The organism is Paractinoplanes deccanensis (assembly GCF_016862115.1).
Lineage (GTDB): Bacteria > Actinomycetota > Actinomycetes > Mycobacteriales > Micromonosporaceae > Actinoplanes > Actinoplanes deccanensis.
In genome coordinates this window covers 138,779-154,507 of sequence record NZ_BOMI01000063.1, presented here as the reverse complement: position 1 = coordinate 154,507, position 15,729 = coordinate 138,779, and the positions used below count along the sequence as shown (strand labels likewise).

The window sequence follows — 15,729 nt, the reverse complement described above, 5'->3', positions numbered from 1 at the left end:
GTTGCCCGACGGCCCGACGGCCCGACGGCCCGACGGCCCGACGGCCCGACGGCCCGACGTCGTCGCGTCTGAGGCCGGCCGGGCCGTCGATGCGCGGGGCCGTGCCCGTAGGTGCATTCTTCGCGATCCTCCCTTTCCCGCAGCCCTTCACCGGGGATTGTCTTGTCTTCCACGCCCTCCGGAGCAAGCGAGGCAGATCACTTGCTGATGTGTCAGCAAAGTTTTAGCTTTGCTGACGTGTCAGGAAGATTGAGTGCCGCGGAGCGGCGCGTGTGGCAGAACTTCGTCGTGCTGAGCGAGGTCGTGCGGAGGGAGGTGGGCCGGGACCTGTGGGCGGACGCGCAGCTCTCGGACGCCGACTTCACCGTGCTGGCCCAGCTCGCCGCGGCCCCCGACGGGACGATGCGGTCCACCGGGTGCGCGCGGGCGCTCGGCTGGGACACCGGTCGCTTCTCGCACCAGCTGCGCCGCATGGAGGAGCGCGGCCTGGTGCGCCGCGGCCGCGGCGAGGCCGGCGACGGCCGCGCCGCCGTCGTGGCCCTGACCGACGAGGGCCGCACCGCCTACCGCAAGGCGCTCGGGCCGCACATGCGCTCGGCGAAGAGCTGGTTCCTCGACGGCCTCGACCCCGGCCAGCTCGACCATCTCGACACCCTCCTGCAGACCTTGCTCGACCACGTACACCAGAAAGCGGAGCGCAACGCATGAGCACAACCACCGTGGAGACGCCCGCCTGGGCCGCCTCCGACACCGACCTCACCGGCAAGACGGTCCTCGTCATCGGCGGCGCCGGAGGCGTCGGCGAGGGAGTCACCCGCGCCCTGCTCGACCGCGGCGCGACCGTGGTCGTCACCTCACGGCGGCCGGGCACGCTGGACGACTTCGCCGCCCGAGTGGGCGACCCGCGCCTGCACGGCGAGACCCTTGACCTGCTCGATCCGGCGCTCGCCCAGCGGGCGGCCGAGCTGAACGACACCTACGGCCCGTTCGACGGCGTGGTGGTGAGCGTCGCCGACTGGGGACGGCAGGGACGCAAGCCGCTGCTCACCCTCACCGACGCCGAGTGGGACGAGCTGATCGTCCAGAACCAGACCACGATCTTCCGCGCCTACCGCGCGTTCCTTCCGACGCTGACGCCGCACGGCATGATCGCGCAGCTGAACGGGCTCAGCGCCGACCTGCCGTTCCCCGGCGCCGGCGGCGTCGCCTTGACCGCGGCCGCCACGAAGTCGATGACCAGAACCATCGCCGCCGAGCTCGGCCGGCGCGGTCCCCGCGTCTACGAGGTGATCCTCGGCGTCATCCGCACCCGCGCGCGTCAGCTCGCCGGCGTCGACGACGAGCGCTGGATTCCCGCAGCTCACGTCGGCGCGCACATCGCCGACCTGGTCGCCGGCACCAGCCCGCTCGTGGGCGACGACCTGCACTACTTCGTGGACCTGGTCGAAGGCCCCCGCCCGTCCGGCGCCGGCTCTGTCGAAGGAGCTTGACGATGCTCGAGATCGTCCGGCCCGGAGACCGCCACTACGCGGCGGTCCGGGATGTCTACACGGCCACCGGAAGGCCGGCCGCCGTGGCCCGGCCGTCGTCGACCGCCGAGGTGGTCGAGGCGTTGCGTCTCGCCCGCGAGGCCGGCGGCCCGCTGTCGGTCCGCAGCGGCGGTCACGGCATCAGCAGCATCGCGACCAACGCCGGCGGCACCGTCGTCGACCTGAGCCGCCTGAACGCCGTCGAGCGCCTCGACGGGAACATGGTGCGGGTCGGCCCGGGAGCACGATGGGGCGACGTCGCGGCGGCCCTGCACCCCTGGGGTCTCGCCATCAGCTCCGGCGACTCGGGCGATGTGGGCGTCGGCGGCCTCGCCACCACCGGCGGCATCGGCCTCATGGGCCGGGCGCACGGCCTCACCATCGACCACTTGGTAGCGGCCGAGCTCGTCACCGCCGACGGCATGGTCCGGCGCATCGACGCGGACCACGACCCAGAGCTGTTCTGGGCGGTACGCGGCGCCGGCGCCAACATCGGCATCGCCACGTCGTTCGAGTTCCGCGCCGATCCGGTGCCGGTGGTCGGGCACGCCACGCTCCAGTACCGGGTCGACGACCTGCCCCGCTTCCTGCGCGACTGGGGCGAGACCGTCGAGTCGGCGCCGCGATCGGTCTCCGCCTTCCTCTATCTGATGGGCACGGAGTTCGCCCTCGCCACCGTGGTCTACGCGGGCGACGACGCGGAACTGGCCGGCCGAGCGTTCGGCCCGTTCACCGCCGTCGCGCCCGTCCTCGGTCAGCGAGCTCAGTTGGTGCCGTACGCCGGAGTCGTGGCGGCCACCCACGCGCCGCACCGGGGACAGCAGGGCGCGAGCACCCACACCGGACTAGCCGTCCACCTCGACGGACCGGTAACGGCAGGCCTCGCCGACCTCGCCGCGACCGGCACCACCGACATGCTCCAGATCCGCTCGACCGGCGGAGCCGTCAACGACGTGCCGGAGGACGCCACTGCCTACGCCCACCGTCACCAGAACTTCTCGGTCACCGCCATCTCCGGCGCGGGCGGTCCCCCCTTCGACGAAGCCTGGGACCGGGTCCGCCCGTCGATGGACGGCCTTTACCTCAGCTTCGAGACGAGCTTCTCGCCCAGCCTGCTCGAGGCCGCCTTCCCGCCCGCGACCCTCAACCGCCTGCGCGACATCAAGCGCACCGTCGATCCCGACGGCGTCTTCAACCAGAACTTCCCTGTGGGGCTGCCGTCCGAAAGCTCGGGCGCGGAAGGCCGGGGTGTCCCGCACCGTAGCGGCACACCGGCCTCCGCAACGGCTTCTACAAGCGTGTGAGGGAGCGCGGGGCCGCCGGTGTCGCGTTCCTTCTCGGCGCGGTGTCGGGGACGGCCGGCTGGGACCTTCGTGACGCGCCCGGGCGGCATCGCCCACCCGGCCAGGGTCAGTTCGCGCGGGTCCAGGCGGGTGTGATCCGGTGTTCGCGGAACCGCCAGCCCACCGGTGTCCGCACCGCGGCGCCCGCCAGTCGCAGGCCGCCCGTGAAGTGCGGCGCCTGGCCGTCGCGGTAGTAGTGCACCAGCGAGTTCGCCGAGACGGCCGCCTGGTCGCCGTCGATGTCCACCAGCAGGTCGGTGGTCATGTGCTGGGCGTGCTGCCCCTCGACGTCGCCCTCACGCATGAAGGCGACGACCTTGTCGATGCCGCGGAGTTCGCCTCCGCGCGGCGAGTGCACCGCCACGTCGTCGGTGAAGACGGTGTCGGCGTCCTCCCACCGCTTCTCGTCGAGCAGCAGCTGGAAGCGGCTGAACAGGTCGGTGATCTCCATGCGGTCGGCGATCAGCGTGTTGGTGGACATGGCGTCCCTCTCTCCTTCTGGTTTCCTTCTGGCTCGATGGTGTTGGGGAACAACGGCTCAGTGGCCGGCCAGCACCGCGTTCGCCCGGTCCAGGACGATGCCCAGGACGCGGCCCGTGGTGGCCAGGTCCTCAGCCGGCAGGTCGCCCCACAGGCCCTGGGTGATCGGGCCGATCGCCGTGCGGACCTGCGTCCAGCGGGCCTGCCCTTCGTCGGTGACCTGGACCCGCCCGTCGCTGCCATCGCGTAAGAACCCCGCGGCGGTCAGCTCGGCGATGCGCTCGGCCACCGATGCCGGGCCGAACTGTGTGGCACCGGCGACCCGGCGGATCAGTTCGGCCCGGTCGATGCTCCCGCCGCTGACCACCGTCAGGGTGAGGGTGACCCACTGGGGTTCGGTGATGCCGGTCCCGGCGAGCTGCCGGTCCAAAATCGCGTTGAGCGCCTTCTCCGTCTGACCGATGAGCGCGGTGCCGAAGGCATGGGTCGTGGTCGTCACGATGACCTCCAAGGTCATTCAGAGTTAGAACGTTTATCGCCCTAACGTTTATGACGAGAACGAACGTACATCGTTAGTCCGACTAACACAACGGGACTATGATCAGCGTCATGGCCGGCAACGGCGAAGCCGAGCACATGCCCGACGACAGCGGGATCAGCACGCCTGACAGGCTGCGCCGGCGGGTCGCGGCGAAGACCTTTCCCGGCCGCACTCCCGGCTGCGCTCCCGGCTGCACTCCGGGCTGCACTCCCGGCTGCGCTCCCGGCTGCGCTCCCGGCTGCACTCCCGGCCGCACTCCCGGCCGCACTCCCGGCCGCGCTCCCGGCCGCGCTCCCGGCTGCACTCCGGGTCGCGGGCGGGTGGCTGCGCAGTCGACGGCTGGGACGGTGACTCGCCAGCCGTCAGGTCTCTTCGCGGCCCTGAGGGTGCCGGATCGCCGGCGGACAGCTGACGTGGCAGGCGTTCCAGGCGGCGGAAGGCGAGGCACAGGACGGCGAGCACGGCCGCGAAGGCGGGCAGCCACACCAGCCGGGCGACGATCCAGGCTGGTCCATCCGGAGTGGTGTGCAGGCCGGACAACGGGCGACCAGCCGTCAGCGCCACCGCCGTCACGGCGATCATCGCGGTCTGGTGCCAGAGGAAGATCGTCATGGCGTTCAGGTTGGTCAGCGCGACCGGCGCCCAGGCGAGCGGCCGCGAGAGCAAGCGGCGCAACGGATCGAGCAGCAGGCCGGCGGCACCGCACTGTGCCAGGGCGAACGTCACCGCCGCCAGGCTCGGCGGATCGAGGTTGGAGAATCCGTCGCCGGGCACACCGACCATCGACGCGGGATAGCCGCACCACCGCACCAGGGCGACGGTCGCCAGGGCTCCGCCCAGCAGCAAGGCCCACAGGGTGCCGCGGTCCCGGAACCGGCCGCGGGCCCAGCCCATGCCGAGCGTGAACGGCACCGCCCACCCCGCGGCCACGTTGATCCAGCCCAGGTCGGAGGGGCCGTCGCCGGCGAGCCGGACGAGGTCGACAGCGGCGACGGTGGCGACCAGCCAGGCCGGATGCACTCGACGGAGCAGCGGCGCCGCGGCCGTCAGCGCGGCGAACACCAGCAGGAACCACAACGGGGTCAGCACGAGGCGCACGGGCGCCGAAGGCACGAGGAGCACCACCCCGGCCCACACCGCGAGGACGCCGGCCACAGGGCGGAACAGTCGCAGAAGGCGGACTCTGATCCATGGGCCGTAGCGCGCCGGCGGCCTCGCGACGAAGCCGCCGACAAGGAAGAAGACCGCCAACGTTTGGAACAGCCAGCTCACCGGCGCGAGACCGTGCTGATAGTGGAGTGGACTCGCTCCGTGGAGCGTGCCGTCGCGGAGGACAAGCGCTGTGACAAGCCAGTGCCCGAGGACCACACCGAGCACGGCGAAGGCCCGCAACCCGTCGATGCCCCGGTCGCGGCTGGGCGGTGTCTCCGCGGTGATGTGGTGGACGAGTGCTCGCATGGCCACGACCGTATGGAGAACGGCCGGGGATGTCGTCAGACCACGGTCTTACCTCGTGGGTCAGACCCAGGGCTGACGACAGGCGCGGGCCGGCGTGCCAGAGTTTTGCCCATCAGCGCGGCAGGCAGCAGCGATCGGGGCAGAACGGGGAGCGACGTGGAGACGAAGGGCATCAAGGCCGAGGGAGGGGCACCACCAGGGGTGTGCCCGTGGCCGGATCGGGGACCACGAGCGCGGCCAGGCCGAACACGTCGGCGAGCAGCTCCACCGTGAAGACCGCCTCCGCCGAGCCCTGGGCGACGATCCGGCCGTCCTTCATGGCGACCACGTGGTGGGCGTAGCGCGCGGCCAGGTTGAGGTCGTGCAGGACCATGACGATGGTCCGGTGGCGCTCGCGGTGGAGACGGGCCACGAGGTCGAGAACGTCGATCTGGTGGCTGAGGTCCAGGTAGGTGGTGGGCTCGTCCAGCAGCAGGACCTCCGTGCCTTGGGCCAGGGCCATGGAGATCCAGGCGCGCTGGCGCTGGCCACCGGAGAGGGCGTCCACCGGACGGTCGGCCAGGTCTCGCATGTCCGTCCACTCCAGGGCCTCGGTGACGACGCGCTGGTCGGTGGGTGACCACTGGCGGAACCAGTTCTGGTGGGGGTGGCGGCCGCGCATCACCAGGTCGGCGACGGTCAGGCCGTCGGGCGCCACCGGGCTCTGCGGGAGGAGGCCGATGATGCGGGCAACCTCGCGGGTGGGCATCTTGTCGATGCGGCGGCCGTCGAGCAGCACCTCGCCGGAGCGGGGGCGCAGCAATCGGCCCAGCGCGCGCAGCAGGGTCGACTTGCCGCACCCGTTGGGACCGACGACGGCGGTGATGGCGCCGTCCGGGATGTCCAGGTCCAGGCCGTCGACGACGACGTCCTCGCCGTAGCCGAGCCGGAGCCCGCGAGCCCGCAGCCGCGGCTCACGCGAGGACGAGGACGAGGACGAGGACGAGGGGGAGCTTGCGGGCGAAGGCGCACGCGAGGGCGCGGGCAGAGCGGCCACATCGGGGGCGGCCAGGCAGGACGAGGCCTGATCGAGAGCGGCCCGCTCGGATGTGGACTGGGCCGAGGTGGCCTGGGCCGAGGTGGACTGGGCCGAGGTGGACTGGGCCGGGGTGGGCTGGTCGTGGGTGGCGGGAGTGTCGTTGGCCGCGGTCATCGGGTGGGCTCTCCGGTCGGCGGGACAGTCATGCGGAAACCCTTCGGTTGACGCGTACCAGCAACCACAGCAGATAGGGGGCGCCGATGATGGCGGTGACCAGGCCCACGGGCAGTTCGCGGTCGGGCAGGACTGTTCGGGCGGCCAGGTCTGCCGCTACCACCAGCAGGGCGCCGAGGATGGCCGAGACGAGCAGGGGCGGGCGGGAGCCGCCGCACAGGCGCAGGGCGATCTGGGGGACGAAGAACGCGACGAACTCGATCGGGCCGGCGGCGGCCACGGCTGCGGCGGCGAGGGCCACCGCGGTGAGGACTACGGCTAGGCGGGCCAGTTGGAGGCGCACGCCCAAGGCCTGGGAGACGTCGTCGTCGAACTGCATCGCCTGGAGGGTGAAGGCGGTGGCGACAGCGAGAGGGAGGAGGACAACCAGGGCCACCGCGAGGGGGCGGACCTGGGACCACTCGGCGCCGGCCACCGAGCCGTTGAGCCAGATGGTGGCGCGGGTGGCGTCGACGATCTCGGCGCGGACGAGGAACCAGGAGATGCCCGCGGTGAGGACCTCGCCGACGCCGATGCCGACCAGCACCAGGCGGAAGCCGTCGATGCCGCGGCGCCACGCCAGGGCGTAGACGAGGACGGTGGTGACCAGCGCTCCGGCCAGGGCGGCCAGGGGCACGGCGGAGGAGGAGAAGCCGAGGACGATGACGGCAACCGCGCCGAGGGAGGCGCCGTGGGTCACGCCCAGGACGTCGGGGCTGGCCAGCGGGTTACGGGCAAAGGTCTGGGTGAGCGCGCCGGAGACCGCGAGGGCCGCGCCGACGAGGAGGGCCACGAGGATGCGGGGCAGGCGCAGGTCGAGCACGATCAGCTTCTGGGCGGTGGTGCCACCGCCGAGCAGCACCTGCACCACGTCGCCGGGGGCGATGGTGAAGCTGCCGTGGCCGATGCTGACAACGGCCACGGCGAGGGTGGCCGCGAGCCCGGCGAAGCCGACAGCCACGGCGCGTGGCGACACCGTGCCCGACGCCGGCCCGAGCTGAAGAACGCGCCGTCCGGCGGGCGCGACGGGGCGATCCGGCCGCTCACCACGGGCATGCCGCGGCTCCGGGCCGGTGGGCGAGAGCGATCCGGCGGGCGCAAGCGGTCGGGCGGGCGCAAGCTGCTCGGTGTGCGCGGGCCCTGCGGTGGGCCCGAGCGGGCCGGTGGGCACAAGCGATCCGGCGGGCGGAAGCGATCCGGCGGGCGGAACCGGTCCGGCGGGTGGAAGCGGTCCGGCGGGTGGAAGCGGTCCGGCGGGTGGAAGCGGTCCGGCGGGCGGAAGCGATCCGGCGGGCGGAACCGGTCCGGCGGGATCGGGTGGCGTGTGGGTGTTCTTCACAGCTTCACCACTCCTCGGCGGCGGCGGACCAGGGCTATGAAGAACGGGGCGCCGACGGCGGCCAGGACGATTCCGGTTTGGAGCTCGCCTGGGCTGACGACGATGCGGCCGAGGACGTCTGCTGTCAGCAGCAGTGCGGCGCCGGCCAGGGCTGAGCAGGGGATCAGCCAGCGGTGGTCGGGGCCGGTGAAGGTGCGGGCCACGTGGGGAACGATCAGGCCCAGAAAGCCGATCGGGCCACAGGCCGCCGTTGCCGCGCCGGCCAGCAGGACGATTGCTGCCACGCCGATGACTCGGGCCGTGGTTACTCGCTGGCCCAGGGCTCGGGCCACGTCCTCGCCCAGGCCGAGGGCGTTCAGGGCGGGGGCGTTGATCAGTGCTAGCAGGAGGCCGGCCAGGATGAACGGGAGGACCTGCACTGCCACGTCGGCGTCGCGGCCGGAGAGGGAGCCGACGACCCAGAAGCGGAAGACGTTGAGGCTTGCGTTGTCCGCCAGCAGCAGCGACTGGGTGAACGACGCCAGCAGGGCGCTGATCGCCATGCCGGCCAGGGCCAGCGTCAGGGGAGTGGGGCCGCCGCGCTTGCTCGACGCTATGCCGAAGACCGCGATGCTTGCCGCCAGCGCGCCGGCGAACGCGAACCAGATGTAGCCGGTCAGCTCGGCCGTGCCCCACTGGATGCCGATCACCACGGCGAACGAGGCGCCGGCCGAGATGCCCAGCAGGCCCGGGTCGGCCAGCGGGTTGCGGGTGTGGCCCTGGATCAGCGCGCCGGCGGCGCCCAGCGCCAAGCCCACCAGCAGGCCCAGCGTCGTGCGGGGGAGGCGCAACTCCCGGACGATCGCCGTCGCCGGTGCGGACGGGTCCGGGTCGGTCACCGCCTGCCAGACCGCGCCGGGGCTGAGCCACTGCGCGCCCACCGCGAGGCTCAGCACCACCGCGACGAGCACCGCCGCCACGAGCGAGACCAGCACCACGACCTTCCGGGGTGGACCGGCAAGCCGCACGTCGACCGCCACCCGCGCCCCCCATCGCCTCGTCCACACAGCACAACCGGCATCCGTGCCAACAATCCGCACACAGTCTCGTGCAATCCGTCGATGGAAGGTTAGCCTTACCAAAATTGGCACCCGGCCTTGCCCCCGCTCGCGGACGTCGCTTAGCTTAGGCTCACCTAACCTGCGAACGTGAGGTCCGAAATGCCCTTGACTAGACGTGCCCTCGCTGCCGGCGTGGCGGCCATTGCCGGGCTTTCCCTGCTCGGCGGGTGCGGCGGCGGCGACAGCGACGATGCGGCGGCGCCTGCCGGGTCCGCCGCGGCGGCCGCGAGCTATCCGGTCTCGCTGACTCACAAGCTGGGCACCGCCGAGATCAAGGCGGCTCCGCAGCGGATCGTCGCGCTCTCCGACGCCGACCTCGACGCCCTGCTCATGCTCGGCGTGCAGCCCGTCGGCGTGGCCGAGTCGTCCGGGCCCGACGGCATCACCGAGTGGGCGAAGCCCCTGCTCACCTCGAAGCCCACCGTGCTGACCGCGGGCGACACCGGCTTCGACGTCGAGAAGATCGCCGCGCTCGCGCCCGACCTGATCCTCGCGGGTGGCGACTACTACATCGACGACGAGTACGCCAAGCTCAGCAAGCTCGCGCCCACCACCGCGTACGAGACCACCGGCGCCTTCGAGGACCCGTGGCAGACCACGCTCAAGCAGGTCGCCAAGGCCATCGGCCAGGATGCCAAGGCCGAGCAGATCATCGCCGACGTCGAGGGCAAGGTCGCCAAGGCGAAGACCGATCACCCGGAGCTGGCCGGCAAGGAGTTCACGCTCAGCCAGATGTGGGAGGCGGGCTCGATCGGCGTGCTGCGCTCCGACAAGGACGCCGGCGTCAAGATGCTCAACGACTTCGGCATGAAGCTCGCGCCCGCCGTCGCCGCGCTCAAGGGCGAGGACTTCGCCGTGCAGCTGAGCTTGGAGAAGGTCGGCATCCTCGACGCCGACACCACGCTGATCTACTACGCCGAGCCCTCGCTCCAGCCGACCCTGGAGGGCAATTCGCTCTTCAAGAACCTGGCGTCGGTCAAGCGCAAGTCGTACGTGGCGCTGACCGCACCGCAGTTCAGCTCGCTGCGCACGCCGACGCCGCTGTCGGTGCAGTACATCATCGCGAACGTCCTGCCGTCGATCTCCACCGCGGCCAAGGCGGCTTCCTGAGTGTCCGCCCGTGAGGTGACGGCCGGTCTCGCCGCGGCCGTGGTCGCGGCGGGACCGCCCCCGGCGCCCGTGCTGGCGCCGCCCTGGTCCGCGCGCCCGCTCGCGCCCGACGGCCCGGATCCCGAGCTGGTCAGCGCCTGGATGAACGAGCCGCACGTCGAGCGGTTCTGGGAGCAGGCGTGGCCGCCTCAGCGGTGGGCCGACGCCATCGCCGAGCAGCTCAAGGGCGACTTCTCCAGGCCCTACCTCATCTCGTACGAGGGGGAGCCGCTCGCGTACGTCGAGGTCTACCGGACACCGCGTGACGTGGTCGGGCAACAGTACGACGCGGACGCGTACGACCTCGGGATCCATCTGGCCATCGGGGACAAGTCGCGGACCGGGCGCGGGCTCGGCCGGGCCATGGTGCGGGCGCTCGCCGAGGGGCTGGCGCTCGCCGACCCGCGCTGCCGGCGGGTGCTCGCCGATCCCGACGAGCGGCACGAGATGGCGCGCCGCATGTTCCTGGGGGCGGATTTTCAGTTGCTGGGGATTCGAGATCTTGGACACAAGCGCGCTGCGCTGCACGTTTACGACTTATCAGCAAATAGCGCCGGATGAGTCCTTTACTCACCTGAAATGATCAGGTAAGCCTTACCTAACAAAGCCGACCGGCCGACCAAGCCGACCGAAGGAAGCGCACAGATGACCGCATCCCTGAGCCTGGAACGTCTGCGTAGCGACGTCGCCGAGGTGCTCGACGAGGAGCCCGGCAGTTTCGCCGACGACGACAACCTCATCGACCGCGGCCTCGACTCGATCCGTCTCATGAGCCTCGCGACCCGGTGGCGTGAGGCCGGCTTCTCCGCCGGATATCTCGATTTGGCACAGGAGCCGACCGTCAAGGCCTGGTACACCCTCGTGGAGGCGCAGCGATGAGCCCGGTTGTGGAGAACGTCGACGTCGTCGTGGTCGGCGGCGGGCCCGGTGGGTCCACAGTCTCGACCCTGCTCGCCATGCGCGGCCACAGCGTCGTGCTGCTCGAGAAGGAGAAGTTCCCGCGCTACCAGATCGGCGAGTCGCTGCTGCCGTCCACGGTGCACGGCATCGGCCGGCTGCTCGGCGTCACCGAGGAGCTCGAGAAGGCCGCCTTCACCGTCAAGCGCGGCGGCAGCTTCCGCTGGGGCACCAACCCCGTGCCGTGGAACTTCCTGTTCGCCGTCGCGCCGGAGCTCACCGGCCCCACCTCGTACGCGTACCAGGTCGAGCGGATGAAGTTCGACGAGATCCTGCTGCGCAACGCCGCCGCCAAGGGCGTCGACGTGCGCGAGGAGAGCGCGGTCACCGAGGTCATCGGCGACGACGAGCGGGTGCGCGGGGTGCGCTACACCGGCCCGGACGGCACCCCGCGCGAGGTCCGCGCGACCTTCGTGGTGGACGCCTCCGGCAACCGCAGCCGCATCCACCAGAACGTGCGCGGCGAGCGGATCTACTCGGACTTCTTCAAGAACATCGCCATCTTCGGCTACTTCGAGGGCGGCAAGCGGCTGCCCGCCCCCGACTCGGGCAACATCCTCTGCGCCGCGTTCGACGAGGGCTGGATCTGGTACATCCCGCTCTCCGACACGCTCACCAGCGTCGGCGCGGTCATCTCGCGCGAGCACGCCGCCAAGCTCCAGGGCGACCAGGAGAGGGCGCTGCGCGGCTTCATCGACCGCTGCGAGATCGTCAAGGGCTTCCTCTCGGACGCCACCCGCGTCACCGAGGGGACGTACGGCGAGATCCGCACCCGCAAGGACTACTCGTACACCAACAGCTCGTTCCACCGGCCCGGCATGGTGCTGGTCGGCGACGCCGCGTGCTTCATCGACCCGGTCTTCTCGACCGGGGTGCACCTCTCGACGTACGCCGGACTGCTCGCCGCCCGGTCCATCAACAGCGTCCTCGCCGGCGACCTCGGCGAGGACCGTGCCTTCGCCGAGTTCGAGGGCCGCTACCGGCGCGAGTTCCGGGTCTTCTACGAGTTCCTGTCGGCGTTCTACGACATGCAGAGCAACGAGGACTCGTACTTCTGGAAGGCTCGCAAGGTCACCAACTTCGGCGCGACCGACCTCGAGGCCTTCGTGTCGCTCGTCGGCGGCGTGCACTCGGGCGAGCAGGCGTTCACCAACGCCGACGCGCTCGTCGAGGAGTTCCAGAAGTCGTCGGCCGGGCTGGCCGACGCGGTCGAGCGCACCGGCAGCATGCAGACCGAGTCGGGCGAGCGCATGCACCACCTCTTCGGCACCCCGGTGGTGCGCGAGGTGATGACCGAGATGAACAACATTCAGGTACGGGGTGTGCGCGGCGAGGACGCGTTCGAGGCCCCGCTGCTGGAGGGCGGCCTCGTGCCCAGCCCCGACGGTCTGGCGTGGACGGAGGAGGTCAAGTGACGACGAACCCGTTCGAGGACGAGGACGGCCGCTACCTCGTGCTGGTCAACGACGAGAACCAGCATTCGCTGTGGCCGGTCTTCGCCGAGGTGCCGGCCGGCTGGCGTGTCGTCTTCGGCGAGGACAGCCGGGCCGCCTGCCTCGACTACGTCGAGAAGAACTGGACCGATCTGCGCCCGAAGAGCCTCGTCGACCGCATGGACGCCTGACCGACTCCACGACAAGGGGACCGCCGCGCCACCGTGAACCGGCGCGGCGGGCTCCGCCCTGCGCTCAGCACCACAAGGAGCCACTCCCGTGCCCGATCGTCTCGAACTCTCCGCAGCCCAGGCGGGTGTCTGGTTCGCACAGCACCTCGACCCGGGTCCCGCCTTCACCACGGCCGCCGCCGTCGACATCGACGGCGACGTCGACCCCGCGCTGTTCGAGCGGGCGCTGCGCCGGGTGCTCGGCGAGGCCGAGGCGCTGCGCGCCCGGTTCACCGGCACGGCGGACGAGCCGCGGCAGGAGATCGTCGCCGAGCCGGAGTGGACGCTCGACGTGCTCGACCTCGGCGACGAGGCCGCCGACGAGTGGATGCACGCCCAGCTGGCCGAGCCGATCGACCTGGCCACCGGCCCGGTCTTCGCGGAGGCGCTGATCCGCCGCGGTCCCGGCCGCTGGACGTGGTACCAGCGCTGCCACCACATCGTGATGGACGCGTACACCTCGGCGCTCGTGGCTCAGCGCCTGGCCGCCGTCTACACCGATTTGGCTCTCGGGAACGAGCCGTCGCCGAGCCCGTTCGGCTCGCTGGCCGACGTGGTCGCCGAGGACGTCGCCTACCGCTCCTCCGGGAAATGGGCGGCCGACCGGGCGTTCTGGCGCGACCGGCTCGACGGGGCCGAGGTGCCCGGCCTGGCCGAGGGGCCGGCTCGGCCGAGTCCGGCGTTCCTGCGGCGGCGCGTCACGCTGCCGGCCGCCGTCGGGCGGGCGCTCAACGAGCTCGGGGCGACCCGGGTCGAGGCGATCCTCGCGGCGACCGCGCTCTACGTGCACCGGCTGACCGGCAGCGACGAGGTGGTGCTGGGGCTGCCGATGATGGGGCGGCTCGGCTCGGTCGCCGCGCGCGTGCCGGTCACGGCCGTCAACGTGCTTCCGCTGCGCCTGCCGGTGAGCGCCGGGCAGAGCGTCGGCGACCTGATCCGCCGGGTGGCCGCCGAGATCAAGGCGATCCGGCCGCACCAGCGCTACCGCGGCGAGGACATCCGCCGCGACCTCGGCCTGGTCGGCGGCGAGCGGCGGCTCGTCGGGCCGTGGGTGAACATCAAGCCGTTCGGGGCGTCGCTGAGCTTCGCGGGCCTGCGCGGCACGCCGCGCTACATCGCCGCGGGGCCGGTCGACGACCTGTCCATCACCGTGGACGACCGGGGCGGCGACGTCCTCGAGGTGGTCCTCGACGGGAACCCGGCCCGTTACTCGGCCGAGGACCTGGCGGCGCACGCGGCGCGGTTCACGGCGCTGCTGGGCGCCTTCGCCGAGGCCGGCGCGGAGACTCCCACGGGCCGCCTCGGGCTGGCCGCCGCGCCTGTCGTCGAGGACACCGTCCGCCCGTTGCCCGAGGAGAGCTTCGACGCGCTGTGGCGGGCCCAGGCCGCCCGTACGCCGTCGCGGGTGGCCGTGACCACGCCGGACGGGACGCCACTGACCTACACCGAGCTGGACGCGGCCGTCGAGGCATTGGCCGCGGACCTCGCCGCGCGCGGCGCCGCACCGGGCCGGATCGTCGCGGTCCGCCTGCCACGCACCGCGGACCTGCTCGTGGCGCTGCTCGCCGTGCAGCGGACCGGGGCCGCCTACCTGCCGCTCGACCCGTCCTTCCCGGCCGACCGGCTGGCCTGGATGCTGGCCGACAGCGCCCCGGCGCTGCTCGTCACCGAGGACGGCGTGTCCACTCTCGACAACGCTGCCTCGGTGAGCGAGAACGCGGCGTACGTGCTCTACACCTCCGGCTCGACCGGCCGGCCCAAGGGCGTCGTGGTGACCCGGCGCAACCTCGTCAACTTCCTGCTCGCGATGCGGGAGACCGTGCCGCTGTCGGCCGAGGACCGGCTGCTGGCGGTCACCACGGTCAGCTTCGACATCTCCGCGCTGGAGCTCTACCTGCCGCTGCTCAGCGGCGCCGCGGTCGTCGTCGCGGCCAAGGAGGCGGTGCAGGATCCCGAGGTGCTCGCCGGGCTGGTCGCCTCGACCGGCGCCACCGTCGTGCAGGCGACGCCGACGCTGTGGCGCGCGCTGACCGACGTGCCGGGCGGAACCGGCGCGGTGACCGGCCTGCGGGTGCTCGCCGGCGGCGAGGCCCTGCCGCCGGACCTGGCCGTCGCGCTGCGTGCCACCGCCGCCTCGGTGACGAACCTGTACGGGCCCACGGAGACCACGATCTGGTCGACCGCCGCGCTGCTGGACAAGGACGACGTCACCGTCGGCCGTCCGGTGTGGAACACCCGAGCCTACGTGCTCGACGCCGCGCTGCGGCCGGTGCCGGACGGGTTCCCGGGCGAGCTCTACCTCGCCGGCGAGGGCGTGGCGCTCGGCTACCTCAACCGGCCGTCGCTGACCGCGTCGCGCTTCGTGGCGGACCCGTTCGCGCCGGGGGAGCGCATGTACCGCACGGGCGACCTGGCCCGGCGGCTGCCGAGCGGCGACTTCGACGTGCTCGGCCGCGTCGACCACCAGGTGAAGCTGCGCGGCTTCCGCATCGAGCTCGGCGAGATCGAGGCCGTGCTGGCCGCCGCCGACGGCGTGCGGCGGGCCGTCGCGGTCATCCGCGAGGACCGGCCCGGGGACCGGCGCCTCGTCGCGTACGTCGTCGGCTCCGCCTCGCCGGACGACCTGCGCCGCCTCGCCGCCGAGGCGCTGCCCGACTACATGGTCCCGTCGGCCATCGTGCCGCTGGACGCGGTGCCGACCACCCCGAACGGCAAGCTCGACCGCACCGCGCTGCCGGAGCCCTCGTTCTCCGGCGCCGGCCCGGACGACGCCCTGCGCACGCCGCAGGAGGAGATGCTCGCCGGGGTCTTCGCGTCGGTGCTCGGCGTGCCCGCGGTCGGCCGCCGCGACGACTTCTTCGCCCTCGGCGGCCACTCGCTGCTCGCGGCTCGCGTCGCGGCCCGGGCACGGACCCTCTTCGGCGCCGACCTGGCGCTGC

General features: G+C 72.2%; 15 protein-coding genes (1 of these 15 running past the window's edge). 9 read left to right on the top strand and 6 right to left on the bottom strand.

Translation table 11 applies throughout. The annotated features are described in order from the left end of the window. Positions 1-237 precede the first annotated feature (237 nt). From Ade02nite_RS16660 to Ade02nite_RS16650, 3 genes are read left to right on the top strand one after another with little or no spacing between them, the layout of a single operon-like run. A complete protein-coding gene (locus Ade02nite_RS16660; protein ID WP_203763389.1) occupies positions 238-708 on the top strand; it encodes a MarR family winged helix-turn-helix transcriptional regulator in 471 nt (156 codons plus the stop codon). Then, positions 705-1,490: an SDR family oxidoreductase gene (locus tag Ade02nite_RS16655; protein WP_203763386.1), complete on the top strand. Its 786-nt coding sequence runs from the start codon at positions 705-707 to the stop codon at positions 1,488-1,490. Before Ade02nite_RS16660 ends, Ade02nite_RS16655 begins: the two co-directional genes overlap by 4 nt. 2 nt (positions 1,491-1,492) lie before the next feature. Then, positions 1,493-2,833 (top strand): FAD-binding oxidoreductase, encoded by a 1,341-nt coding sequence (locus tag Ade02nite_RS16650; RefSeq protein ID WP_203763383.1) that lies wholly within the window; start codon positions 1,493-1,495, stop codon positions 2,831-2,833. A 106-nt stretch (positions 2,834-2,939) separates the two neighbouring features. Here the strand turns inward: Ade02nite_RS16650 and Ade02nite_RS16645 are convergent, their stop codons facing one another. The 6 genes from Ade02nite_RS16645 to Ade02nite_RS16620 all read right to left on the bottom strand — a co-directional run bounded on the left by Ade02nite_RS16645 (position 2,940) and on the right by Ade02nite_RS16620 (position 8,940). Beyond that, positions 2,940-3,353, bottom strand: a complete 414-nt coding sequence (locus tag Ade02nite_RS16645) for a nuclear transport factor 2 family protein (RefSeq protein ID WP_203763380.1) — start codon at positions 3,351-3,353, stop codon at positions 2,940-2,942. Positions 3,354-3,410: 57 nt separating this feature from the next. Then, entirely contained in the window at positions 3,411-3,851 is a 441-nt protein-coding gene (locus tag Ade02nite_RS16640) for a MarR family winged helix-turn-helix transcriptional regulator (RefSeq protein WP_203763377.1), read from the bottom strand. Positions 3,852-4,007: 156 nt separating this feature from the next. Further along, a complete protein-coding gene (locus tag Ade02nite_RS16635; RefSeq protein WP_275409919.1) occupies positions 4,008-5,351 on the bottom strand; it encodes an acyltransferase family protein in 1,344 nt (447 codons plus the stop codon). A 172-nt stretch (positions 5,352-5,523) separates the two neighbouring features. Further along, positions 5,524-6,543, bottom strand: coding sequence for an ABC transporter ATP-binding protein (locus Ade02nite_RS16630; RefSeq protein WP_307871218.1), 1,020 nt, complete (start codon positions 6,541-6,543; stop codon positions 5,524-5,526). 28 nt (positions 6,544-6,571) lie between these two features. Beyond that, positions 6,572-7,543, bottom strand: a complete 972-nt coding sequence (locus Ade02nite_RS16625) for a FecCD family ABC transporter permease (RefSeq protein WP_239168811.1) — start codon at positions 7,541-7,543, stop codon at positions 6,572-6,574. A gap of 374 nt (positions 7,544-7,917) precedes the next feature. After that, positions 7,918-8,940 (bottom strand): FecCD family ABC transporter permease, encoded by a 1,023-nt coding sequence (locus Ade02nite_RS16620; protein ID WP_239168810.1) that lies wholly within the window; start codon positions 8,938-8,940, stop codon positions 7,918-7,920. A gap of 180 nt (positions 8,941-9,120) precedes the next feature. On the opposite strand from Ade02nite_RS16620, the gene Ade02nite_RS49305 reads away from it, so the two are divergent. The 6 genes from Ade02nite_RS49305 to Ade02nite_RS16595 all read left to right on the top strand — a co-directional run. Then, positions 9,121-10,131, top strand: a complete 1,011-nt coding sequence (locus tag Ade02nite_RS49305; protein ID WP_379036317.1) for an iron-siderophore ABC transporter substrate-binding protein — start codon at positions 9,121-9,123, stop codon at positions 10,129-10,131. After that, on the top strand, positions 10,132-10,731 hold the full coding sequence (locus tag Ade02nite_RS16615) for a GNAT family N-acetyltransferase (RefSeq protein WP_239168808.1): 600 nt from the start codon (positions 10,132-10,134) through the stop codon (positions 10,729-10,731). A gap of 84 nt (positions 10,732-10,815) precedes the next feature. Beyond that, the gene (locus Ade02nite_RS16610) at positions 10,816-11,049 is read left to right on the top strand and encodes a phosphopantetheine-binding protein (RefSeq protein WP_203763371.1); all 234 of its coding nucleotides are present in this window, start codon (positions 10,816-10,818) and stop codon (positions 11,047-11,049) included. Further along, positions 11,046-12,542 carry a tryptophan 7-halogenase gene (locus Ade02nite_RS16605; RefSeq protein ID WP_203763368.1) on the top strand — a complete coding sequence of 499 codons (1,497 nt, stop codon included), beginning with the start codon at positions 11,046-11,048 and terminating at the stop codon, positions 12,540-12,542. Before Ade02nite_RS16610 ends, Ade02nite_RS16605 begins: the two co-directional genes overlap by 4 nt. Next, positions 12,539-12,751 carry an MbtH family protein gene (locus tag Ade02nite_RS16600; RefSeq protein ID WP_203763365.1) on the top strand — a complete coding sequence of 71 codons (213 nt, stop codon included), beginning with the start codon at positions 12,539-12,541 and terminating at the stop codon, positions 12,749-12,751. The genes Ade02nite_RS16605 and Ade02nite_RS16600 overlap by 4 nt, the downstream gene beginning before the upstream one ends. 88 nt (positions 12,752-12,839) lie before the next feature. Then, positions 12,840-15,729: the beginning of a non-ribosomal peptide synthetase gene (locus tag Ade02nite_RS16595; protein WP_203763362.1), read on the top strand. It continues 11,840 nt past the right edge of the window; only the first 2,890 of its 14,730 coding nucleotides appear in the window; it begins with the start codon at positions 12,840-12,842; its stop codon lies off the right edge, out of view.

Excerpts from the sequence above, each read along its gene's own strand:
- Ade02nite_RS16630 (WP_307871218.1), bottom strand. The coding sequence starts at position 6,543 with ATGACCGCGGCCAACGACACTCCCGCCACCCACGACCAGCCCACCCCG.
- Ade02nite_RS16635 (WP_275409919.1), bottom strand. The coding sequence starts at position 5,351 with ATGCGAGCACTCGTCCACCACATCACCGCGGAGACACCGCCCAGCCGC.
- Ade02nite_RS16645 (WP_203763380.1), bottom strand. The coding sequence starts at position 3,353 with ATGTCCACCAACACGCTGATCGCCGACCGCATGGAGATCACCGACCTG.
- Ade02nite_RS16610 (WP_203763371.1), top strand. The coding sequence starts at position 10,816 with ATGACCGCATCCCTGAGCCTGGAACGTCTGCGTAGCGACGTCGCCGAG.
- Ade02nite_RS16605 (WP_203763368.1), top strand. The coding sequence starts at position 11,046 with ATGAGCCCGGTTGTGGAGAACGTCGACGTCGTCGTGGTCGGCGGCGGG.
- Ade02nite_RS16655 (WP_203763386.1), top strand. The coding sequence starts at position 705 with ATGAGCACAACCACCGTGGAGACGCCCGCCTGGGCCGCCTCCGACACC.
- Ade02nite_RS16650 (WP_203763383.1), top strand. The coding sequence starts at position 1,493 with ATGCTCGAGATCGTCCGGCCCGGAGACCGCCACTACGCGGCGGTCCGG.
- Ade02nite_RS49305 (WP_379036317.1), top strand. The coding sequence starts at position 9,121 with ATGCCCTTGACTAGACGTGCCCTCGCTGCCGGCGTGGCGGCCATTGCC.